This is a genomic window from Pseudomonas sp. W2-17, from assembly GCF_041060445.1.
In the GTDB taxonomy this organism is placed as follows: Bacteria; Pseudomonadota; Gammaproteobacteria; order Pseudomonadales; family Pseudomonadaceae; genus Aquipseudomonas.
In genome coordinates, this window is sequence record NZ_JAUFNS010000002.1 from 194,343 (window position 1) to 216,899 (window position 22,557).

General features: G+C 62.1%; 23 protein-coding genes. 12 read left to right on the forward strand and 11 right to left on the reverse strand.

The genetic code is table 11. The annotated features are described in order from the left end of the window. From QWI20_RS03230 to cydP, 5 genes are read right to left on the reverse strand one after another with little or no spacing between them, the layout of a single operon-like run. Entirely contained in the window at positions 1 to 303 is a 303-nt protein-coding gene (locus QWI20_RS03230) for a cyd operon YbgE family protein (RefSeq protein WP_369304141.1), read from the reverse strand. Continuing rightward, positions 293 to 409, reverse strand: coding sequence for a cytochrome bd-I oxidase subunit CydX (gene cydX, locus QWI20_RS03235; protein WP_065988546.1), 117 nt, complete (start codon positions 407 to 409; stop codon positions 293 to 295). Before cydX ends, QWI20_RS03230 begins: the two co-directional genes overlap by 11 nt. 25 nt (positions 410 to 434) lie before the next feature. Next, positions 435 to 1,577, reverse strand: a complete 1,143-nt coding sequence (gene cydB / locus QWI20_RS03240) for a cytochrome d ubiquinol oxidase subunit II (protein ID WP_369304142.1) — start codon at positions 1,575 to 1,577, stop codon at positions 435 to 437. A gap of 10 nt (positions 1,578 to 1,587) precedes the next feature. After that, on the reverse strand, positions 1,588 to 3,180 hold the full coding sequence (locus QWI20_RS03245; RefSeq protein ID WP_369304143.1) for a cytochrome ubiquinol oxidase subunit I: 1,593 nt from the start codon (positions 3,178 to 3,180) through the stop codon (positions 1,588 to 1,590). Next, complete coding sequence (gene cydP / locus QWI20_RS03250; protein WP_172612680.1) at positions 3,177 to 3,374, reverse strand: cytochrome oxidase putative small subunit CydP; 198 nt, start codon at positions 3,372 to 3,374, stop codon at positions 3,177 to 3,179. Before cydP ends, QWI20_RS03245 begins: the two co-directional genes overlap by 4 nt. A gap of 728 nt (positions 3,375 to 4,102) precedes the next feature. Between cydP and QWI20_RS03255 the strand changes: the two genes are divergently transcribed. From QWI20_RS03255 to QWI20_RS03275, 5 genes are all read left to right on the forward strand, one after another. After that, positions 4,103 to 4,900: a substrate-binding periplasmic protein gene (locus tag QWI20_RS03255; RefSeq protein WP_369304144.1), complete on the forward strand. Its 798-nt coding sequence runs from the start codon at positions 4,103 to 4,105 to the stop codon at positions 4,898 to 4,900. A 2-nt stretch (positions 4,901 to 4,902) separates the two neighbouring features. Beyond that, complete coding sequence (locus QWI20_RS03260) at positions 4,903 to 6,261, forward strand: diguanylate cyclase (protein WP_369304145.1); 1,359 nt, start codon at positions 4,903 to 4,905, stop codon at positions 6,259 to 6,261. Positions 6,262 to 6,276: 15 nt separating this feature from the next. Continuing rightward, complete coding sequence (locus QWI20_RS03265) at positions 6,277 to 7,017, forward strand: substrate-binding periplasmic protein (protein ID WP_369304146.1); 741 nt, start codon at positions 6,277 to 6,279, stop codon at positions 7,015 to 7,017. Between the two features lie 225 nt (positions 7,018 to 7,242). After that, positions 7,243 to 8,886: a phosphoethanolamine transferase gene (locus QWI20_RS03270; RefSeq protein WP_369304290.1), complete on the forward strand. Its 1,644-nt coding sequence runs from the start codon at positions 7,243 to 7,245 to the stop codon at positions 8,884 to 8,886. Between the two features lie 6 nt (positions 8,887 to 8,892). Further along, a complete protein-coding gene (locus QWI20_RS03275; RefSeq protein ID WP_369304147.1) occupies positions 8,893 to 9,726 on the forward strand; it encodes a helix-turn-helix domain-containing protein in 834 nt (277 codons plus the stop codon). A 28-nt stretch (positions 9,727 to 9,754) separates the two neighbouring features. Here the strand turns inward: QWI20_RS03275 and QWI20_RS03280 are convergent, their stop codons facing one another. The 4 genes from QWI20_RS03280 to QWI20_RS03295 form a co-directional block, all read right to left on the reverse strand. Further along, entirely contained in the window at positions 9,755 to 10,342 is a 588-nt protein-coding gene (locus tag QWI20_RS03280) for a LysE family translocator (RefSeq protein WP_369304148.1), read from the reverse strand. Between the two features lie 129 nt (positions 10,343 to 10,471). Then, complete coding sequence (locus QWI20_RS03285) at positions 10,472 to 11,941, reverse strand: MFS transporter (protein ID WP_369304150.1); 1,470 nt, start codon at positions 11,939 to 11,941, stop codon at positions 10,472 to 10,474. 384 nt (positions 11,942 to 12,325) lie between these two features. After that, positions 12,326 to 13,759 carry an NAD-dependent succinate-semialdehyde dehydrogenase gene (locus tag QWI20_RS03290; RefSeq protein WP_369304152.1) on the reverse strand — a complete coding sequence of 478 codons (1,434 nt, stop codon included), beginning with the start codon at positions 13,757 to 13,759 and terminating at the stop codon, positions 12,326 to 12,328. 355 nt (positions 13,760 to 14,114) lie between these two features. Further along, a complete protein-coding gene (locus QWI20_RS03295) occupies positions 14,115 to 14,414 on the reverse strand; it encodes an ArsR/SmtB family transcription factor (protein WP_369304153.1) in 300 nt (99 codons plus the stop codon). A 400-nt stretch (positions 14,415 to 14,814) separates the two neighbouring features. Here QWI20_RS03295 and QWI20_RS03300 point away from each other — a divergent pair, with 400 nt between their 5' ends. Beyond that, entirely contained in the window at positions 14,815 to 16,266 is a 1,452-nt protein-coding gene (locus QWI20_RS03300; RefSeq protein WP_369304154.1) for a nucleobase:cation symporter-2 family protein, read from the forward strand. Positions 16,267 to 16,368: 102 nt separating this feature from the next. Beyond that, positions 16,369 to 16,851 carry an LEA type 2 family protein gene (locus QWI20_RS03305; RefSeq protein WP_369304155.1) on the forward strand — a complete coding sequence of 161 codons (483 nt, stop codon included), beginning with the start codon at positions 16,369 to 16,371 and terminating at the stop codon, positions 16,849 to 16,851. 196 nt (positions 16,852 to 17,047) lie between these two features. Here QWI20_RS03305 and QWI20_RS03310 read toward each other — a convergent pair whose 3' ends face one another. Then, positions 17,048 to 17,305: a hypothetical protein gene (locus QWI20_RS03310; protein ID WP_122534790.1), complete on the reverse strand. Its 258-nt coding sequence runs from the start codon at positions 17,303 to 17,305 to the stop codon at positions 17,048 to 17,050. Positions 17,306 to 17,506: 201 nt separating this feature from the next. On the opposite strand from QWI20_RS03310, the gene QWI20_RS03315 reads away from it, so the two are divergent. Continuing rightward, positions 17,507 to 17,827 carry a YqjD family protein gene (locus QWI20_RS03315; RefSeq protein WP_192172383.1) on the forward strand — a complete coding sequence of 107 codons (321 nt, stop codon included), beginning with the start codon at positions 17,507 to 17,509 and terminating at the stop codon, positions 17,825 to 17,827. Positions 17,828 to 17,994: 167 nt separating this feature from the next. Here QWI20_RS03315 and QWI20_RS03320 read toward each other — a convergent pair whose 3' ends face one another. Then, the gene (locus QWI20_RS03320) at positions 17,995 to 18,348 is read right to left on the reverse strand and encodes an SPOR domain-containing protein (RefSeq protein ID WP_369304156.1); all 354 of its coding nucleotides are present in this window, start codon (positions 18,346 to 18,348) and stop codon (positions 17,995 to 17,997) included. A 476-nt stretch (positions 18,349 to 18,824) separates the two neighbouring features. Between QWI20_RS03320 and QWI20_RS03325 the strand changes: the two genes are divergently transcribed. Genes QWI20_RS03325 through QWI20_RS03340 form a run of 4 tightly spaced genes read left to right on the forward strand, consistent with a single transcriptional unit; the run spans position 18,825 to position 22,279 of the window. Next, entirely contained in the window at positions 18,825 to 19,379 is a 555-nt protein-coding gene (locus QWI20_RS03325) for a paraquat-inducible protein A (protein ID WP_369304291.1), read from the forward strand. After that, positions 19,376 to 19,993 (forward strand): paraquat-inducible protein A, encoded by a 618-nt coding sequence (locus QWI20_RS03330; protein ID WP_369304157.1) that lies wholly within the window; start codon positions 19,376 to 19,378, stop codon positions 19,991 to 19,993. The genes QWI20_RS03325 and QWI20_RS03330 overlap by 4 nt, the downstream gene beginning before the upstream one ends. After that, positions 19,983 to 21,659, forward strand: a complete 1,677-nt coding sequence (locus QWI20_RS03335) for an intermembrane transport protein PqiB (protein ID WP_369304158.1) — start codon at positions 19,983 to 19,985, stop codon at positions 21,657 to 21,659. The genes QWI20_RS03330 and QWI20_RS03335 overlap by 11 nt, the downstream gene beginning before the upstream one ends. Then, positions 21,656 to 22,279, forward strand: coding sequence for a membrane integrity-associated transporter subunit PqiC (locus QWI20_RS03340; RefSeq protein ID WP_369304159.1), 624 nt, complete (start codon positions 21,656 to 21,658; stop codon positions 22,277 to 22,279). The genes QWI20_RS03335 and QWI20_RS03340 overlap by 4 nt, the downstream gene beginning before the upstream one ends. Positions 22,280 to 22,557: the final 278 nt, after the last annotated feature.

The window sequence follows — 22,557 nt, forward strand, 5'->3', positions numbered from 1 at the left end:
TTAAAGCCACTGCCGCGCGGTCAGCCACATACCGTAACCCAAGGCCATCAGCGCCCAGGCCAGCAGCGGATGAAACACCACCCGCCAGGCCATCGCCCGCGGCTCGAAACCGACGCCATGGACGAACCCGCCGGCCACGCCCCACATGATCAGCATCAGCAGGCTGTGGGAGTAATGGCCGTTGGCGTCGAGCATCGACGCCGGGTGAATCAGCAGCACCAGGCTCAGGGGTACGGCCATCAGCAGGGACAGTGCCCGGCCGATGGCGTGCCTGAAGGGTGCATTCAGCGCTTCAGCGGTCACGGCCGCTCTCCAGCGCTGCAGCGTCGGATGACTCCAGCCACAGCGCGTTGATGATGCCGAAGCTGCAGGCCAGCAACACGCCGAGAATCCAGGCGAAATACCACATGATTGTCTCTCCTCTAGAACGCGGCTCAATAAAGGCCGTGGGGGTTGTGGTCGATGTGCGCGGTGGTGACCTTGCCCCACATTTTGGCGTAGCACCACAGCGTGTAGCAGAGGATCAACGGCACGAAAATCGACGCCGCGATCAGCATGATCATCAGGGTTTTATGGCTGGAAACGGCGTCCCACACGGTCAGGCTGGAGGCCGGGTCCAGGCTCGAAGGCATGACGAACGGGAACAGAGCAAAACCGGCGGTGCACAGCGCGCCGACGATCGCCAGGCTGCTGCCGAGGAACGCCGTCCTGCCCTGCCCCGCACTGGCACCGAGCAAGGCCAGCAAGCCACCGAAAATCCCGAGCAATGGCGCGATGACCGTCAGCGGGTGCTGCTGATAATTCGCCATCCAGCCGTGGTTGCTGGCCGTCACGGTTTTCGCAAGCGGGTTGAGCGCCGCGCCGGCATCGAACGCCGAGGTGATCGCCAGGCCCTGAATGCCGCCCAGCAACAACCACACGCCGGCGCCGATGAACGACAGCAGGAACAGCAGCGACAGCCACTGCGCCGCGCGGCGTGAGCGTCGGGCAATGGCGCCTTCGGTGCGCATCATCAGCCAACTGCCGCCGTGCAGACCGAGCATGCTCAGGCTGACCACGCCGGCCAGCAGCCCGAACGGGCTCAACAGCTGCCAGAAGTTGCCGTGATAGCTGGAGCGCAGGGTGTCGTCGAACTGAAACGGCACGCCGAGCAGCAGGTTGCCGAACGCCACGCCGAAGACCAGCGACGGCACCACGCCACCGACGAACAGGCCCCAGTCCCAGCTCTGCCGCCAGCGGGTGTTTTCCAGTTTGCTGCGGTAGTCGAACCCCACCGGGCGCACGAACAGCGCAAACAACACCAGCAGCAGCGCCCAGTACAATCCGGAAAAAGCAGCGGCATACACCAGCGGCCAGGCCGCGAACAGTGCGCCGCCGGCGGTGATCAGCCAGACCTGATTGCCGTCCCAGTGCGGGGCGATGGTGTTGATGACCACGCGCCGCTCGGTGTCGCTGCGTCCGACGTAGGGCATCAGCATCGCCGCGCCCAGGTCGAAGCCATCGGTGAGGGCGAAGCCGATCAGCAATACGCCGACCAGCACCCACCAGATCATTTTCAGTGTCTCGTAATCGAACATCGGGGATTCCTCAGGCCAGGGCCGGGTGTTTGGCGTGGGCAGCGTTGCCGGGCGCGCCTTGCTCGAAGTGGTAGCGACCGGTGTGCAGGCTGCTCGGGCCGAGTCGGGCGAACTTGATCATCAGGTACATCTCGATGATCAGCAGAACGGTGTAGAAGCCGACCAGCGCCACAATCGAACCAAGCACATCCCCTGCCGACAGGGTCGAGGCTGAAAGATGCACGGGCAGTACTTCACCGATGGACCAGGGCTGGCGGCCGTGCTCGGCGACCCACCAGCCGGTCTGGGTGGCAATCCACGGCAGCGGCAGGCTGAACAGCGCCCACTTGAGCAGCCAGCGCTTGCGGGTTTCGTTCTTGCGCGCTGACGCCCAAAAGGCACAGGCGAACAACAGCAGCATGAGCATCCCGCTCAGCACCATCACGCGGAAGGTCCAGAAGATCGAGGCCACCTGGGGGATCGAATCCAGCGCAGCCTGTTTGATCTGCTGCTCGTTGGCGTCGACCACCTTGTCGGTGTACTTCTTCAGCAAAAGGCCGTAGCCGAGGTCTTTCTTCACCGCGTTGAAGGCGTCGAGGGTCTGCTCGCTCTTGTCGCCGCCGCGCAGTTGGCCGAGCAGGCCGTAGGCAGTCATGCCGTTGCGGATGCGGCCTTCATGTTCGCGGACCAGGTCCTTGATCCCGGTGACCTGCTTGTCCACCGAGCGGGTGGCGATGAGGCCCATCACGTAGGGAATCTTCACGGCGTAATCGGTGCGCTGCTCGGCCTGATTGGGCAAGCCGAACAAGGTGAACGCCGCCGGGGCCGGTTCGGTCTCCCATTCGGCTTCGATGGCGGCCAGCTTGGTTTTCTGCACGTCGCCGATTTCGTAGCCGGATTCATCACCCAGCACGATCACCGACAGGATCGAGGCCATGCCGAATGCCGAGGCGATGGCGAACGAGCGCCGGGCGAAGGCGACGTCGCGTCCCTTGAGCAAATACCAGCTGGAAATCGCCAGGACGAAGATCGCGCCGGTGACGTAGCCGGACGCCACGGTGTGGACGAACTTGACCTGGGCGACGGGGTTGAACAGCAGGTCGCTGAAGCTGGTGAGTTCCATGCGCATGGTGGTGAAGTTGAACTCGGCGCCGACCGGGTTCTGCATCCAGCCGTTGGCGATGAGGATCCACAGCGCTGACAGGTTGGAGCCGATCGCCACCAGCCAGGTGACGGTGAGGTGCTGGACGCGGGTCAGGCGGTCCCAGCCGAAGAAGAACAGGCCGATGAAGGTCGATTCGAGGAAGAACGCCATCATCCCTTCGATGGCCAGCGGCGCGCCGAAGATGTCGCCGACGTAGTGGCTGTAGTAGGCCCAGTTGGTGCCGAACTGGAATTCCATGGTCAGGCCGGTGGTGACGCCGAGGGCGAAGTTGATGCCAAACAGTTTGCCCCAGAACTTTGTCATGTCTTTGTAGACTTGCTTGCCGGTCATGACGTAGACCGATTCCATGATGGCGAGCAGGAAGGTCATGCCCAAGGTCAGCGGGACGAAGAGGAAGTGGTACAGCGCGGTCATCGCGAACTGCAGCCGGGAGAGGTCGACGACTGATTCCGATATCATTTTGGGTTTTTCTCAGAGGGTGCGGATGGGGTGCTCAGTAGGTGCAGGCCGGCTTGCACGCCGTCGTCTTTGACTTCGACCGGGGCGTCGAACCAGACGCTGCGGATGCCCATGAGCAGGACCAGTTTGATCAGGAGGATCAGACTGATGTCTTTGGCCAGGGGGTGTTTGAGGAAGTCGAAAGGACCGGGCATGTTGAGGACTCGTCGGGGTGCGAGGTATTTTTCCTACAGGGCCTTCGTGCACCTTTGATCCAGGTCAAGAAACCGCGTTTACTCGGGTGTGGCGGAACGCCACAGCTCTGCCTAGCGGCAGATTGTTTCGCCTTCGGCGACTTACTTTTGAAAAGCACCAAAAGTAAGCAAAAGTGCCTGCTCGTGGTTGGGCCCCTCCTCCGTCGGGGTTCCTTCACTCCGGTCTTGCTCCGTGGGCCCGCGCCGAACGGACATCCATGTCCTAACGGCGCTCTCGCCGCATCCATGCGGCTCGGCCCACTCCGCAAAACCTGCGTTCAGCCTGCACCCAAGTCGCGTGTGGCGGTGTCTGTACCTTTTGTGTACGAAGATCAAAAGCAGATCAACAGCAGATCAACGGCTTCCCGGCTGAAGCCGGTCCTACTGACTGCACACGGCTTTTTAGTGGGACCGGCTTTAGCCGGGAAGAGGCCAGTCCCGGCACTGGAGATCGATGGCTGGCGCGCGATGTGGTGGATCTGGAGGTCGGGGAGTTTGCGTGAGGTTGTGCGCGGGAGTCGGGGAACCCGGCCTCCTCCACTCAAGCTGTTAGGACGACCGGCAGGAAGCCGTCTCAAGTGACGGATTATTCAGCCGATATCCCGATGTGCAAGGCAGTCGGTGACCGTTGTGCCGGAGTGTTCACGGCCCGGAATCTGTCACTTCTGCACCCCATGAGGTAGTTATCGATGACACTCCATTCGCTCATTCACACACTGGGCAGCGCACTCTGTGTGGCGCTGTTGCTGTGCGTGGGCACGGGCGCGTCGGGAGCTGAATCGATTAACTCGAACGCGGGTCGTGTCGAGATCCATGTGGTCACCGAAGAACTCCCGCCCTATAACATGACCCGCGACGGGGTGCTCACCGGCATGAGCACCGAGGTGGTCCAGGCGGTGTTGAAGGAGGTCAATGTGCAGGCTTCCATTCAATCCATGCCTTGGGCGCGGGCTTATGATCTGGCGCTGCACACGCCCAATGTACTGATCTACTCCATCACCCGCACCGCCGAGCGTGAGCGGCTGTTCAAGTGGGTCGGGACCATCGCTGCGTCGCGCTGGTTTCTGTATTCGTCGGCCAGTCATCCCGTCACGCTGCTGAGCCTGGACGATGCGCGAGACTGGCAAACCGCGACGGTCAACGAAGACGTCGGCGAGCAGTACCTGATGGCGCGCACGTTCGAGATCGGCCATCAACTGCAATCGAGCAACCGCTACGAATTCAACTACCAGAAACTGCAGACCGGCCACGTTGACCTGTGGATTTCCGACGAGCTCAACGCTTACTACCTCGCCCGGCAGGTCGGCGATGACCCCACCCGAACGCTGGTGCAATCCCTGCGTATAAAAGAGCTTGAAGAAGCCGGCGGCTTCAACATGGCGTTCAGCGTCGGCACACCCGACGCCACGGTGCAGCTGTTTCAGAAAGCCCTTGAGACCCTTCGCGCCAACGGCACCTACGACGCTATCGCGCGCAGGTGGCAATGAGCATGCCGTTCGAAACCCCTTCCGACTCACCCGGCGACACCCGCCCCACCCCACGCACCGGACAGCGCACCGGCTCGCTGGCGCGACGTCTGGTGCTGGCGACGCTGGCGTTCTGCGTGTTGTTCACGGCCGCGACGGTGCTGGTGCGCACCTGGTTCGCCTGGAACACCAATCTGGCGAACATGAACGCCGAGCTGAGCCTGGTCGATCAGGTGTTCCAGGGCACGCTGTCCAAAGCCGTGTGGGAAATGGATGATCAGGCGCTGCAGACCCAGATCGACAGCGTGGCCACGGCGGCGCCGGTCGGCCGGGTCCAGCTGAAAATCCTGCGGCCCGGTCGCGCCCCCGAGATTCTGGAACGCCAACACCCCGGCCACACCGGCTCGATCCGCGCCCCGGCGTTGCATCGGCAGCTGACGATTGCGCCCTACCCCGGCGCCAGCGAGGTGGTCGGCGAGCTGACCATCGAAGGCGACGAGAGCCTGCTGTGGAAACGCCTGTGGAAAGAAGTCGCGGTCATCATGCTCACCCAGATCATTCAGTCCCTGGCGCTCGCCGGGCTGATCATGGGCATGTTCAACCGCTCGGTGACCCTGCACGTGCGGCGCATTGCCCGCCACCTCGAACACTTGACACCGCTCAACCTCAAGACGCACCTGACCCTGGAGCGGCGCGGCAAGGGCGGTGACGAACTCGACCTGCTCGAAGCGGGCGTCAATGACCTGCAGGACAAACTGGCCGCCCACCTGGAGCGTCAGGCGCGCGATGAAGTCGCCCTCGCCGCCAGCCGCGACCAGCTCGCCGAACTGGTCGAGCAGCGCACCGCACAGCTCAAGGCCGCCAACACGCGACTGGAAGCCCTGACCCGCTTCGATCCGCTCACGGGGCTCGCCAACCGCCGTCATTTCGACGAACTCAAGGAGCTGGAATTCAACCGCGCCTTGCGTCATCGCCAGCCGCTGTCGGTGCTGATGTGCGACATCGATTTCTTCAAGCTTTACAACGACACCTATGGCCATGCCCGGGGCGATCAATGCCTGCGCGACGTGGCCCTGGCCATGAGCGCGCTGTTTTCACGCTCCGGCGAACTGGTGGCGCGGCTCGGCGGCGAAGAGTTCGCCGTGCTGCTGCCGGGCCAGGATGAGCAACAGGCGCTGGCCTCGGCCGATCGCCTGCGCGGGCTGCTGGCCCGGCAACAACTGGTACACAGCGCTTCACCGGTCTCGCCTTTCGTGACCTTGAGTATCGGCGTGGCCGAGCTCGACCCGGCGAACATGGAGCACTTCGATCAACTGCTGCAGAGTGCCGACCGGGCGCTGTACCGGGCGAAAAGCCAGGGCCGGGACCGCTGTGTGATCTGAACCGAGAGGAATGCCATGGGAACAATTCATCGTCAGCGCAGCGTTCTGGTCACTTTCCTGATGCTGTTCGTGTGCCTGAACGCTGGCGCCGCGACGTTGCAAGTGGTGACCGAAGACTCCTCCTACAGCGCACTCGACGGCGACAAGGTGGTCGGGGTCGCCAGTGAAGTGGTCGAGATGACCCTCGCCAACGCCGGCATCACCGATTACCACATGGCGTTGTACCCCTGGGCACGGGCCTACGACATCGCGCGGCTCCAAGCGAACGTGCTGATCTATCCGATGATCCGCAGCAGTGCGCGCGAAGGGCTGTTCAAGTGGGTCGGCGAGCTGGAACACGTCATGCCGTCGTTCTACAAACTCCGCGAGCGCCGCGATGTGGTGGTCAAGGCCTTGCAGGACGCCAGCCGTTACACCGTCGGTGTCGTGCGTGACGACTCGCGGCAGCAGTATCTGGAGGGCAAGGGTTTCAGCAGGATGGTGGTGTCGCCCAATAACCTCGACAACCTGCGCAAACTGATCAGTGGCCAGGTCGAGCTGATCCCCATGCCCGAGCGCGAGGCGCGGGAGCAATGCGCCGATCTGCACATCGCCTTCGAGGACCTGGAAAGCGTGTTCACCCTCGACGAACTGTCCAAAGGTCTCTACGTCGCCCTCAGCGCCAGCACCCCGGAGGAAACAGTGCAGCGAATCACCGCCGCCTTCGCCCGACTCAAACAGGACGGCACGGTGGACAGGGTCATCGCCGGGCAGTGACAGCAAGCCGTCCCAATCGCATCCCGGCCTGCTAAACCTGGTTTTCACGCCCCGGAAATCAGCGCCTTGGGGATTTCACAAAGCCTTCACAATTGTTTTGGAAAACTCCGCGCGGTCTGTCCCGCTTACCCTCCCGGCAGCCACTGACTGGCTCAATCTGACGTCTCGGCCCCACGGATGGAAATGCCTGCTGCACCCGCACCCCAGGCACTGCGCGGCCCTTATATGGAAATGAATTCGATGGTCAAACCGGTCACGTCTACTCGTCTGGTGATGCTGTTTTCCCTGTGCCTGGTGCTGTTTTACAACCTGGCGACCTGGCGCGCACTGGTTGATCTGGCGCAATTGCAGGGCGTCAAAGCCATCGCGTTTTATGTGTCGTTTGCCTTCCTGCTGTGGGCCGCGATCACCCTGCTGCTCACACCCCTTTCGTTTCGCCTGACGCTCAAGCCGGTGCTGAGTCTGGTGGCGCTGTGCTCGGCCGGCGCCGCGTACTTCATGAACACCTACGGCATCAGCATCGACACGACGATGATGCAGAACGTGCTCGAAACCAACCCCGGCGAGGCCGAGGCCCTGTTGAGCGGCAAGCTGTTTCTCTACCTGGGCCTGCTCGGCGTGCTGCCGATCGCGCTGATCTGGTGGGTGCCGGTGACCTACCGCCGTGTGCTGCCCGGGCTGGTCAACAAAGTGCTCGTCTGCATCGGCTGTCTGCTGGTGATCGCCGCTGCCGTCGGCCCCTTCTACTCGACCTATGCGCCGATCTTTCGCGATGAAGACAAGCTCACCCACTTCATCAACCCGACCAATTACATTTACGCCATCGGCAAGCTGACCAAGCAGACCGTCGCCATCAAAGAGACGCTGAAAATCCAGACCGTCGGCGCCGACGCGGCGCTCAGCCCGCAAGCACAACAGCGGCCGAAGAAGAGCCTGATGATCTTCGTCGTCGGCGAAACGGCCCGGGCCGACCACTTCTCCCTCAACGGTTACGGGCGGGAAACCAACCCGGAACTGAAGAAGCAGGACATTCTCAATTTCACCCACGTGGCCTCGTGCGGCACCTCCACCGCCGTGTCAGTGCCGTGCATGTTTTCGAAGTTTCCGCGCACCGATTACAGCGACAAAAAAGGCAAGACCTACGAGGGCCTGCTGGACATGCTTCAGCGCGCCGGTCTGAAAGTGCTGTGGCTCGATAACAACAGCGACTGCAAAGGCACCTGCCTGCGCGTGCCCCACAGCGATATCCCGAAAAACCAGCCGAGCCCGTTCTGTGATGGCAAGAACTGCCTCGACGAATCGCTGCTAGTGGGCTTGCAGGACTACATCGACTCGCTGCAGGACAACGCCATCATCGTGCTCCATTCCGATGGCAGCCACGGCCCGGAATACTACGATCGCTACCCCAAGACGCTCGAACGCTTCACGCCCGTCTGCCACACCAATCAGTTGGGCAGCTGCACGTCCGACGAGCTGAGAAACGTCTACGACAACACCATTCTCTACACCGATCACTTCCTGTCCCAGACCATCGAGTTGCTCAAACGCAACCAGGACAAGGTCGATGCCTCGATGATCTACGTCTCGGACCACGGCGAGTCCCTCGGCGAAAACGGCATCTACCTGCACGCCGCGCCGTACGCCATCGCACCGACGGCCCAGACCCACGTGCCGATGGTGATGTGGTTTGGCCACTCGACCCTGGAAGACGCCGGCGTCGATCGCACCTGCCTGGCGGCCAGGCAAGACCAGCCGGACCTGAGCCATGACTACATGTTTCATTCGGTGCTAGGCTTGCTCGGCGTTACCAGCACGGAATACCAGCCGGCGCTGGACCTATTTCACAGCTGCAAGCGCGACAAGGGATGAGTTGAAATGACCTGCCAGAACCCGGTGAAACGTCTTGATCAACCGGTGTTCTGGCGGGAGGCGCAGCTGCCGTTCATTGAAGCGCGCTCCATCGACGACGGACGCAAGGTCTGTTATTCCCGCCATTCCCACGACGTGTTTTCCATCGGCGCAATCACCGCCGGGCAAAGCACGTACCTGCACGAGAAAACCACTCAGACCATCGCCACCGGCACCGTTGTGGTGATGAACCCCGGCGAGGTCCACGCCTGCAATCCCATCGACGATCAGCCGTGGTCTTACCTGATGCTGTACGTGAACGCGCAATGGCTGGGCGCGCTTCAGCGGGATTGCGGGGTCAACAACGAGGGCATGTTTCGCGGGTATCCGGCCACCCACAGTCGTGACCCACTGTTGTTCGACGGGCTGCTGGCGCTGTGTAGGCAGCTGGTGGATTCGCAGCTGGATACGCTGGCGAAACAGGAGGCAGCTGTCGGGTTCTTCAGCCTGGTCGAACAGCGTCTGGGCGGCTCGACGCTGCCGGCCAGACGGCCCAACCCCAAGGTCGAACGCGCGGCGCGTTACATCGATACGCATTACCTGCAGCCGATTCGGCTGGAGGAGTTGTGCGCGGTGGCGAACCTGTCCGAGGCCTACCTGATTCGCGCGTTCGAGCAGCATTACCACATGACGCCCCACGCCTGGCTGGTCAACCGGCGCATCCAGCACGGCCAGGCGCAATTGCGCAGCGGCGAGCCCATCGCCGACATCGCCCAGCAGAGTGGTTTTGCCGATCAGGCGCACTTTCAGCGGGCGTTCAAAAAGCACCTGGCGGCAACGCCGGGTCAGTACAAGCCCTGATCGGCTGTTGCTGCTCGCAAGAGAGGGTTCAGACGTAAAACAGCGACACCGCACAGCCTGCCAGTAGCGCCGCCATGCTGCGGTTGAACACGCGGATGCGCCGAGGGCTGCGCAAGTAAGGGCCGAGAAAAGCACCGGCGTAGGCCCAGCAGCCCACCGACAGGTAGCACACGACGAAGTAAATCAGGGCAAACAGACCGATCAGTCGCGCCTCGCCATCGGCCACGAACGCACCCATCCCCGCCACCGCCGCAAGCCACGCTTTCGGGTTCAGCCACTGCATCGCTGCACCGTGCAGAAACGACGGCTCGCGGGTCGGTTTGGCGACGTCAAGGCGGCCGTCGTCCATGGCCAGCTTCCACGCCAGATAGAGCAAAAACGCCACCCCGGCCCAGCGAATCATCTCGGTCAGCATCGGGTAACGCTGCAGCACTTCATGCAGGCCGAACCCGGTGAACATCAGCAGCACGACAAAGCCCACCGTCGCGCCGAGCACATGGCGCAAGCTGGCGATCAGGCCGAACTGCGCGCCCGAGCTGAGCGCCACGACGTTCACCGGCCCCGGCGATATGGACGCGGCCAGTGCGAACGCCGCCATGGAAATCATCAGATTCATTGCACGTATCACCCTTCATTGACTGTGAAGTGAGTGTACGAAGGGCGCACGAGCTGGCGATTGAACAAAACTGACCAATCGCCGACGGTGTGCCTGGTTCAGGGTTCAGGGTTCAGTCGTGGGCTTGGGTCACTCTTGGGCCTGGGACAAGGGCCGCGCCACTTCTTCCAGAGATTTGCCTTCCGATGCCACGCCCCAGATCGCTTGCACCACGGCGGCCAGCAACATCAACGCGGCACCGATCAGGTAACCGAAAAACACCGGGCCCCGCTCATGGGTGTCGATCAACTGGCCGAACAGGGTCGGGCCGACGATGCCACCCAACGCCGTGCCGAACGCATAGAACACCGCAATCGCCAGCGCACGTATCTCCAGCGGGAAGGTTTCGGCGACGGTCAGATAGGCCGAACTGGCCGCTGCCGAGGCGAAGAAGAAAATAATCATCCAGGCGATGGCCTGTTGTGTGACATCCAGAACGCCCTGCTCAAACAGATAGCCGCTGAGGGTCAGCAAGACCCCGGACACGGCGTAGGTCAGGCTGATCATCACCCGCCGCCCCACCACATCGAACAGCCGGCCCAGCAACAAGGGCCCACAGAAATTGCCCAGCGCCAGGGGCAGCACGTACCAACCGATGGATGCCGATGGCACTTGGTAGAACTCGGTGAGCACCAGGGCGTAGGTGAAGAAAATCGCGTTATAGAAGAACGCCTGGGCGGTCAGCAACGTCAGGCCCACCAGCGCGCGACGGCGGTAGGTGTTGAACAGCGTGTGGAAAATCTCTTTCAGCGGCGTGTGGTCCCGCGCATGCAAACGCAAAGACGGGCCCGTTGGCGTGGAGAGGTCATGGCCCTGACGGCGCAGACGCTCTTCGATGCCTTCCACAATCACCCTCGCCTCCTCGCCCTGGCCGTGAATCAGCAACCAGCGCGGACTTTCCGGCAGCCACAGCCGCATCAGCAGAATGATCAGACCGAGCACCGCGCCGATGCCGAAACACAGGCGCCAGCCCATGTCCGCGCCGACCCACGAGGCGTCCAGCAGCACGATGGAGCCGACCGCGCCCAAGGCCGCGCCGATCCAGAAGGTGCCGTTGATGGTCAGGTCCACCCAGCCGCGAAAGCGTGCGGGCGTGAATTCCTGGATGGTCGAGTTGATCGCCGTGTACTCGCCGCCGATGCCCATCCCGGTCAGAAACCGGAACAGCAGGAAACTCCAGACGCTGAAGGAAAACGCCGTGGCGGCGGTCGCGGTGATGTACAGCGCGAGGGTGATGAAGAACAGTTTGCGCCGGCCCAGCCGGTCCGTCAGCCAGCCAAAGAACAACGCCCCCAGTACCGCGCCGCAGATATAAGCGCCGCCGGCCAGACCGATGTCGGCGTTGGTCAGGTGCAGGACAGGGCTGTCTTTCAACGCCCCGGACACCGAGCCCGCCAGGGTCACTTCCAGCCCGTCGAGCAGCCAGGTGATGCCCAGGGCAAACACCAGCAAGGTATGGAACCGGCCCCACGGCAGACGATCGAGCCGGGCCGGCAGATCCGTTTCAAACACTGCGCCTTTGGGGTCTGCCGCTACTGCCTGCACGCTGCTGATCGCCATGAGTCGTCCCCGTGGATCGGAAGTAATCTGTGGGTTCAGAGTTCGCGGGGGGCGCGGGAGTTCAGCGGGGGTGATGGGATCTGTGTCAGCCGCTGAACCTGTGGGACTGAGCTTGCTCAGGAAAAGGCCGGAACAGTCAGCCACTTTCTTCAGTGAGTAAGAGCAAGCCTTCGCGAGCAAGCTCGCTCCCACAGGATCGCGGACCGACTGGGGATATAAGGGGACTGATTTATTTACATCGCTTCACCGTAAATTAATCTGTCCCCGGCTGGACTGAACAATGAGGCTGCTCGTACCGGCCCCTTCCCGGCTAAAGCCGGTCCCACTAACTCAAAAAAAAACCCACCAAACGGTGGGTTTCTTTTTTCAACGCGGCTGCGTGGGTTAAACGTTGAACACCGTCACCAGCTTGGTGTTCAGGTACGCCTCGATCGCTTCAGTACCGCCCTCGGATCCGTAGCCGGAATCCTTGATGCCGCCGAACGGCACTTCAACCAGGCCGATGCCCTGGTGGTTGATCGACAGCATGCCGGCTTCGATGCGGGTGCTGAGGATGTGGGTGGTTTTCATCGATGAGGTAAACGCATACGACGCCAAGCCGAACGGCACGCGGTTGGATTCCTTGACGGCATCCTCGACCGTGTCGAACGGCACCAGCAGGGCCACCGGGCCGAACGGTTCTTCGTTCATGATGCGCATTTCGGTGGTCAGTCCGCTGATGACGGTGGGCTGGAAGAAGTAGCCCGGCCCTTCGATGGCCTTGCCGCCAACGTGGACCTTGGCGCCCTTGTCGCTGGCGTCCTTGATCAGCGCGTTCAACGCCGGAATGCGACGCTCGTTGGCCACCGGACCCATGGTCACGCCCTGCTCCAGGCCGTTGCCGACTTTCAGCTCGTGGGTGTGGCCGACGAACTTCTCAACGAACTCATCGAACACCCCGCGCTGGACCAGAATCCGCGTGGGTGACACGCAGACCTGCCCGGCGTTGCGGAACTTGGCGCCGGCCAGCGTGCGCGCCGCCAGGTCGATATCGGCGTCATCGAACACCAGCGCCGGGGCGTGGCCGCCGAGCTCCATGGTCGCGCGTTTCATGTGCTGACCGGCCAGCGCTGCCAGTTGCTTGCCCACCGGTGTCGAGCCGGTGAAGGTGACTTTCTTAATGGTCGGGTGCGCGATCAGGTAGCTGGAAATCTGCGCCGGGTCGCCATAAACCAGGCCGATGACGCCGGCCGGAACGCCGGCATCAACGAAAGCGCGGACCAGTTCGGCAGGCGACGCCGGGGTTTCTTCCGGGGCCTTGACGATGATCGAGCAGCCGGCCGCCAGCGCCGAGGACAGCTTGCGCACCACTTGGTTGATCGGGAAGTTCCACGGCGTGAACGCCGCCACGGGGCCGACCGGTTCCTTGATGACTTTCTGCTCGACCGAGACGTTGCGCGATGGCACCAGACGGCCGTAGGCGCGGCGGCCTTCTTCGGCCAGCCAGTCGATGATGTCGGCGGCAGACAGGGTTTCCATGCGCGCTTCGGCCAGGGGCTTGCCCTGTTCCTGGGTCATGATGTTGGCGATGTGATCGACGCGGTCGCGCAGCAGGTTGGCGGCTTTTTGCATGATTTTGTAGCGGTCGTAGGCCGGGGTGCTGCGCCAGGTTTCAAAGCCGCGTTCGGCCGCTGCGAGGGCCTGGTCCAGATCGGCGATGTCGGCGTGGGCAACGGTACCTAGGGTTTCGCCGTCGGCGGGGTTGATGACATCGAGGGTGCGGCCGTCTGCACTGGCACGCCATTGACCATCGATGAACAGCTGAACGTCTGGGTACATGGGGAACTCCGGATGCGCCTCGCGGGGAGGCGGAGGGAAGAAAGGCGCGCTGAACCTGGCGGATGCGCGCCGCTCGCGATCGGATCGGATCGGTTGCGGGACATCCTCAGAGATAGGGGCGGACGAGGCCGTTTTCAATGGCGCTGGACATGAAACTCGCGACTGGCGGTCTCTGGCCTTTTTGCGCATGAAGATCAAAAGCAAATCAAGATCAACGGCTTCCCGGCTAAAGCCGGTCCTACAGTCCGAGCCAATCCCACTGACTGCACACGGTGCCCTTGTGTTGATTGTTCCCACGCTCCGCGTGGTAACACCGCCCCGGACGCTCCGCGTCCTGCAGACGAGGCGGGGCACGTTAGATCAGCATCAACTGCCGAGCGTAGGCATGCAGCACCTCGCGCTGGATCATGAAGCTGGCGTATTTACCTTCGCGCAGAGTGGCGATGAGGCCGGCGCGTTCAAGCTCTTTGGTGTGGTGGGAAACGGTCGCGGCGCTGACCGGGTGGACCTTCAGCACTTCGGCGCAGGGCAGCGCCTGTTCACTGTCGCCGATCTGAACCAGAATCCGAAAGCGGCGGCTGTCAGCCAGCGCCCGGGCGATCAATGCGAATTGCGAGTCACTCAACGGAAACTGCTGTGCGGTGCTCTTGATCATTGTGACGCCTCAGTAAAAACCTCCTTGTCCAGAGATACTGCGGAACAAACTCGACAGGCTGATGACGGTCACCACTGATGGCGTTCGACACTGGCGGCCAACATTATGGAGGCTTTCGGCAAAAGATGGTTCAGCGTCGCGAGCATTGGCCTTGGAACCACCCGACATCGATCGCTGACCTGGTTAATGTTTTCTGGCATCCTGCGCGCCCTTTTTCCCACGACCGACTGCCATGCCTCGCCTTTCACTTTGTACACAATCTACTACCAAAATGTATTTATGCGTGTGGACATGTTGTACAGTCGTCAGTCCTGACCGGCAAGACAAGATGTCCGCACCGGTCGGAGATGTGTCATCCGCAAAGCCCATGACCCCATAAAAACAAAATGGCAGGCTATCCATGACCGCACCTCAACACAGCGCCCCGACCCGCTCGACTTCAGCTTCGTCCAGAACAGACCTCATCTACGGCCTGCATGACCGACCGCATTTCACCGCCGCGATCTTCGCCGCGTTGCAGCACGTGCTCGCCAGTTTCGTCGGCATCATCACCCCTACCCTCATCGTCGGCAGCGTGCTCGGGCTGGACAGTGAAGTGCCGTACCTGATCAGCATGGCGTTGTTCGTGTCCGGGCTGGGCACCTTCGTTCAGGCCAAACGCTTCGGCCCGATCGGTTCAGGGCTGCTGTGCCTGCAGGGCACCAGCTTTTCCTTCCTCAGCGTGATCCTCAGCGCCGGGTTTCTGGTCAAGAGTCGCGGCGGCGGCACCGACGAAATCCTCTCGACGATCTTCGGCGTGTGCTTCTGCGCGGCGTTCGTCGAAGTGGCCCTCAGCCAATTCATCGGCAAATTGCGCAAGCTGATCACCCCGGTAGTCACGGGTACGATCATCACCCTGATGGGCCTGTCGCTGTTGAAAGTGGCGATGACCGACATGGCCGGCGGCTTCGGCGCCAGCGACCTGGGTTCCGCGGCGAACATGGGCCTGGCCGGCCTGGTGCTGATCACCATCGTGGTGCTCAACCGGTTCAATATTCCGTTGTTGCGCCTGAGCGCAATCATCATCGGCCTGACCTTGGGCTTCGCCGTCGCCTGGTTCATGGGCCGGGTGGATTTCGCGCAGATGCCCCATGTCCCGGTGATGAGCCTTCCGGTGCCCTTCAAATACGGGTTTTCCTTCGATCTGCTGGCGTTCATCCCGATCGCGGTGATCTTTCTTGTGTCGCCGCTGGAGGCCGCCGGGGACCTCACCGCCAACTCGATGATTTCCCAACAGCCGGTGAGCGGGCCGGTTTACATCCGCCGGATCAAGTCGGGGCTGCTGGCGGACGGCCTGAATTCGGCGCTGGCCGCGACCTTCAACAGCCTGCCCATGGTCACGTTCGCGCAGAACAACGGGGTCATTCAGCTGACAGGGGTCGCCAGCCGCTATGTGGCGTTTTTTATCGCCGGGATTCTGGTGCTGCTGGGCCTGTTCCCGATCATCGGCGCGGTGCTGCAACTGATGCCCAAGCCGGTGCTGGGTGGCGCAACGCTGATCATGTTCGGCACGGTCGCGGTGGCCGGCATCAAGATTCTCTCGGAAGCCGGCCTGCATCGGCGCAACATGCTGATCGTGGCGATTTCCCTGGGCATGGGCCTGGGCGTCGCGGCCGTGCCGGAGGTCTTGCGCGAGCTGCCCAAGGCGCTGCACAACATTTTCGAATCGCCCATCACCGTTGGTGCATTCTGCGCGATCCTCCTCAATATCTTCCTGCCGGAGGAATACCAGGAGCCGGAGCTCACCGAATTCGACCCGGAAGCCGCCACGCTCAAGGTGCTGCAGGATCCGCCCCCTGGCCCCGCCGCGTGACCTGACGCAGAACCTCTCCCGGCGCGCGGGGTCGCACACTTGAATCGCCAGGACGTTTGAAGGGGCGTGTTGCGCCCCAACGGCCTGCCACGGGAGTCACCGATGCCGCTACGCCCGATCCGCACCCTCCTCGCCGGCCTGACCATGGTGCTCGCACTGAGCGCCTGCGCGCTGTTTCCCAACCGCGACCCGTTGAACATCAACGTGGTGGGCATCGATCCCCTGCCCGGCCAGGATCTGGAAATCCGCTTCGCCGTGAAGCTGCGCCTGCAAAACCCCAACGACACCGACATCCAGTACGACGGCGTGGCGCTGAACCTGGACGTCAACGGCCGCTTGCTGGCCTCTGGCGTCAGCGACCAGAAAGGCACGATCGGGCGGTTTTCCGAAGGCGTGTTGACAGTGCCGGTCACCGTGTCAGCCTTTGCCGCCCTGCGCCAGGCGGTGGGCCTTGCCGATCAGCAGCGCCTGGACAACCTGCCCTACGAATTGCACGGCAAGCTGGCCGGCGGACTGTTCGGCACGATGCGCTTCGAGGACAGCGGCACGCTGAGCCTGCCGAAACCGGCCAGCGGCACTTGGTGATAGCAAACTGAGCGACCGGATTTACGCTTTTAGTGGGACCGGCTTTAGCCGGGAAAGCGTCAGCCGCCACACCGCAAACACGGGCAAAAATGATGTCGCCAGGACTGGCCTATTCCCGGCTGAAGCCGGTCCCACTAAACCACGCATGGCAGGACCGGCTTCAGCCGGGAAGGCGTCCGACGGGCTAAACCGAAACCTACCCCCGCGCAGCCGCCACCAGTCGATTCACCTCGGCGCGCACCATGTTGGCGTACTCCGGCGGCGACATGGCGTCGAGCTCACCGCGCACCCACTCCGACCATTTGCCCTTGCGCTTGGCCCGCTCGCCCATCAGCCGCGCGGCGTCACCTTTGGCCTTGCCCAGATTGCTCTGCCACAGATCGAACAGGCGCGACTTTTCGTCCTCGATCGCGGCACGTTCCGGAAGGGTTTTATTGGCCAGGTTGTAGCTCATGGTATGTACCTCGGTGGTCAAAACGAAATGCATAAACGGAGCCGGTGACGGGCTCGAAAAACGTCAGCATCTTACACCCGCCGACCGTGAATCCCGACCCCTATACGCGCACTTTTTGCCCGCTGGCGGAAATGCGCTGCAACTTTTCAGGCGCTCAAAACTCCATTGCACACTGCCATAACCACTGAAAGGAAATTTGCCATGGCTCGTAAAACTGCTGCCCAAAACGCCGCTGTCGAACAGATCAAGGATCAAGCGTTCAGCGAACTGGCCGCCCTCATTGAAGAGTCCGACAAACTGCTCAAGGACAGCGCTTCCCTGGTCGGCGAAGAAGCCGACACCGTGCGTGCCCAACTGAGCCAGAAGCTCAAGCAGGCGCTGGAATCCGTGGGCAGCGTGCGCGAACGCGCCAAGCCAGCCGTTGATGCCACCGAAAATTACATCGGCGGCCACCCATGGCAGACCGTGGCAGTCTCGGCAGGCTTTGGTCTGGTAGTGGGTCTGTTGCTGGGCCGTCGTTGATCAACGACGTTTGAACGGCTGACGGATAGGCTTCAGTCGGAAAGTCTCAGGCATCGGCTCTGACTTTGAGGGTGCCTGAGGTGGCCTCTTCCCGGCTGAAGCCGGTCCAATAACGGCGTAATCCGCTTAGTAGGACCGGCTTTAGCCGGGAAGCCCTCATAAAATCTTTATGACCGCGGCGCGATCACTTCCAGCTGTGAAAGGCGATGGCCCTTGACCATCGCGGCATCGATCTCTGTCTTGGCTTTCTCGGCATCCGCCTGAGACTCGAACGGCCCGATCATCACCACTTCCCTGCCATCGACCTTCACCACGTAAGACGGGTAATGGTGCTCGACCAGCCAATAGGTCATGTCGCTCAGCGCTTCCTTCAAATGAACACGAATGGTCCATTGCTGCGAAGCGGGCGTCGGCGCTTCAGCGGTCGAATCAGTGCTCGGAACCTGGGCAGGTGCCGCCGGCTTGCCACCATCACAACCCGCCAGCATCAACACCGCCACCATCATTGCCATCTTGCGCACGTCTGTCGCTCCTCGTTTGAAGTGGCGGGAGTCTATCACCGCAGACAGGCGGGAGTTGTAACGGCCCGACGCTACACTGCCCGGCTGCAGCAATGGACCCGCCTTCATCCCTCCCCGGTTGCGGAGCCCTGAAAAGATTGCTGCCCGCCCCACAAATAACCGAACCCGATGATGGCACTGTGGTCAATCTCTCAAGTATTTCGAGGCGCACCATTCATGACGTTCACTTCAGCTAATGCGAGCCTGCGCTTCGCCGACAGTGTATCGTTGCCAGCCCGCCACCCAGGCGCGCAATCCACGAAAGCCGATCTATCGTGAACACACCCATGACTCCCGCGACGCCCGCGCCGATGACTGACACCTCTCACCGCCAGGCTCATGCATCCGAACAGCCGCCCGTTCCAGCGATCGCCGAGGCGCAGACCCGCGCCGATCAGTGGATCATCTGTGAGCATTGCGACTCGGTCTATGAGGCCATGCCCCTGAACAAAGGCGAGGCTGCCTACTGCCTGCGCTGCGCTGCGATTCTTCGTCGCAGTCACCGGATGACCGTCGAGCAACTGCTCGCCCTGACCATCGCCGCCTGCGTCCTGTTCATCTTCGCCAACGTATTCCCGGTCATCAGCATCAGCATGCAGGGCCTGCACAACGAAGTGACGCTGTGGGGTTCGGTTCAGGCGCTGGCCCAGGGGCAGATCACACTGATCGCGCTGGTCGCGGGACTGGCCATCATTCTCGCGCCAGCGCTGCAGATCGCCTTGCTGTTCTGGGTACTCGCCCACGCCCATCGCGGCGAGATCGCCCCCGGCTTCAAGATGTGCATGCGCACCCTCGAACATTTGCGGCCCTGGAGCATGCTGGAGGTGTGCCTGCTGGGGATTCTGGTGGCCATCGTCAAACTGGCGGGCATGCTGGACGTGCACGCGGGCGTCGGCCTCTGGGCCATGGCGATGCTGATGGTGCTGATCGTACTGATCGCCGGCAAAGACATCCGCCGTCTGTGGGACGAATTGGGAGTCGGACCTGAATGAACGGCATTCCCTACGCCCGCGAGTACAACGTCACCCTGTGCCATATCTGCAGTTACGTCTGCCCGGAAGACGCCCATGAATGCCCGCGCTGCGAGTCGCCGGTGCATCGGCGCAAACCCAACAGCCTGACGCGGACCTGGGCCTTTCTGATTGCCGGGCTGATCTTCTACCTCCCGGCCAACCTGTTGCCGGTGATGTACACGACCATGCTCGGCAGCAGCAGCGAGAACACCATCATGAGCGGGGTCATCGAGTTCGCCGAAGGCGGCTCGTGGGACATTGCCATTCTGATTTTCATCGCCAGTGTGGTCGTGCCCTGTATCAAGTTTCTGGTGCTGGGGCTGTTACTGATCACGTGCCAGCGCCGCAGCACCTGGGCGATGCGCGAGCGTTCGCGGCTGTTTCGTTTCATTGAATTGATCGGCTACTGGTCCATGCTCGATGTGCTGGTGGTGGCGCTGGTGGCAGCGCTGGTGCAGTTTCGCGGGCTCAGCACCATCGAGCCGCGCCTTGGCATTCTGTTTTTTGGTTTGGTGGTGGTGATGACCATGCTTGCCGCCATGACGTTCGATCCCCGGCTAATCTGGGACGCAGAGGTTGAAGATGTCCGATAACACCCTACCCCCCTCCCCGCCGACCCGACCGCAGGTCAAGGCCCGCAAGGTGCGCGTTTCGCTGGTCTGGCTGGTGCCGATCGTCGCAGCCCTGATCGGCCTGTCGATGGTGGTTCATGACTTCCTCAACGTCGGCCCCAAAGTGGTGGTGAGCTTCCTCACGGCCGAGGGTCTGGAAGCCAAGAAAACCCAGGTCAAGTACAAGAACGTGGTCATCGGCATGGTCACCGACATCGAACTCAGCGATGACCGCACCCACGTGCTGGCGAGCATCGACCTGAACCAGTCGGCCGCGCCCTTCACCCGCGCCGACACGCAGTACTGGGTGGTGCGTCCGCGCATCGGCGCCCACGGCGTCACCGGCGTCGACACCTTGTTGTCGGGGGCTTTCATCGGCGCCGACGCCGGCAGCTCGGAAGACACCAAAAAAGACTTCACCGGTCTGGAAACCCCGCCGGCCGTGACCTTCGGCGAGAAAGGCAAGCGCTTCATTCTGCACACCGACGACCTTGGCTCTCTGGACATCGGCTCGCCGGTGTACTTCCGCCGCATTCAGGTGGGTCAGGTGGTGGCCTACGAACTGGCGAAGGACGGCAAGGGCGTGGACGTCGAAATTTTCGTCGGCGCGCCAAACGATCAGTTCGTCCTCGATGATTCACGCTTCTGGAATGCCAGCGGGGTCGACGTCACCCTCGGTGCTTCGGGCCTGAAGGTATCGACCCAGTCCATGGCCTCGATCCTCTCCGGCGGTATCGCCTTCCGCGAACCCAAGTACAGCCCGGACGCCAAACCAGCAAACGGCAACGCCGAATTCAAACTGTTCGAAGACCAGGCCACTGCACTGGCGCCGCCCGATGGCGAACCCAAATACATTCGCATGCGCTTCAACCAGTCGCTGCGTGGTCTGGTGGTCAACGCGCCGGTGGACTTCCTCGGCGTCAACGTGGGCCGCGTCGTGTCGGTGGACCTCGACTACGACCCGGCAACGGGCACGTTCCCCGGGATCGTCGGCGCGGTGATCTATCCGCAACGTCTGGGCGCAGCCAATGACAAGCTGAAGCAGCAGGCCGGCGGTGGCGACGATGAAGAGCAGACCTCCAGGATCCTCGGCCAGTTCGTCGAGCGCGGGCTGCGGGCGCAGGTGCGCACCGGCAACCTGCTGACCGGCCAGCTTTACGTCGCAATGGATTTCGATCCGAAGGCGACGAAGGTTTCCTACAACGCCAAGGCACGGCCGCTGGAGATCCCGACGGTGCCCGGCAGCTTCGACAAATTGCAGGAGCAATTGCAGGCGTTCGTCGACAAGCTCGGCAAAATCCCCCTCGACGACCTGGCGAAAAACCTCAACGGCAGCCTGATCGAACTTCAGAAAACCATGAAGCAGGTCAACAGCGACGTCTTGCCTCAGATGCGCGGCGCGTTACAGCAAGCGCAGAAAACCCTGGGCACGGCCAACGAAGCGCTGTCGGATGACTCGCCAGCGCGTCAGCAACTGGGTCAGGCCATGGACGAAGTCCAGCGCACGGCGCGCTCGGTGCGCGTGTTGACCGACTTCCTTAGCCGCCATCCCGAATCCCTGATTCGCGGTCGCACCGGCGATGCGGCGCCAGGCTCGTACAAAGGATCTTCCTCTTCCCGCGAAATCGCTCCGGAGCCTGCTCAATGACCTTGCGTAACTCTCTTCTTGCCCTGGCCTGCGTGCTGGGCGTGACGGCCTGCGCCTCCACGCCAACCCACTATTACACCTTGATAGCGCCAGCCACTCCGGCTCCGGCGAATGCAAGTCCGGCGCCGTTCCAGTTTGAAATGCAGGCGGTGCTCATGGCGGTGCAGGTCGATCAGCCGCCGCTGGTGATCCGCCAGGGCAACGGCAGTCTGGCGATTCTGGAGAATGAGCGCTGGGGCGCGCCGCTGGGCGATGAGTTCCATGATGCGTTGACCGGCCAGCTCGAACGCCGCTTCGGGTCCCGAGACCTGGCGGGCTTGCCTAAACAAAGTGACCAGCCAGTGCTGTCGGTTCGCACTGACGTACGTCGCTTTGAATCGGTACTGGACCAATACGCGCTGATCGACGTGGTCTGGAACCTGAGCCTGCGTGGCAGCGGAGCCGGTCCAGGTAGCAAACGGCAGACACTCACCTGCAGCAGCGTCATTCGGCAACCGGCGGGCGTCGGCATGGAAAATCTGGTGGTCGCTCACCAGAAAGCCGTTTCGACACTGGCCGATACAATCGCCCGCACCGCCAACCAGTGGGCTCGTCAACCCGACGCACGCTGCCCTTCCTGACATCGACAACGCCGGGGCACCACCCCCCCCGGCCGCTCGCCGACCCGCCGCCATTTTGAGCCACTATCCAAAAACGCTGGTTAGCGACATCAGAAACGCTTCATTCGAATAGTTATCATACAACTGTTTGAGAAAAGTCCTACAAGCCGGTATTTTTGGATCCTCTTTACCACCAGATGGCTGTATTGTCCGGTGTGAATAGATAAAACCGCCTAAGCTGCACCCGTTTGCGTTGATCTGCTCCTGCTTCTGCCGAGTCGATCCATGAAGTCGCAGCC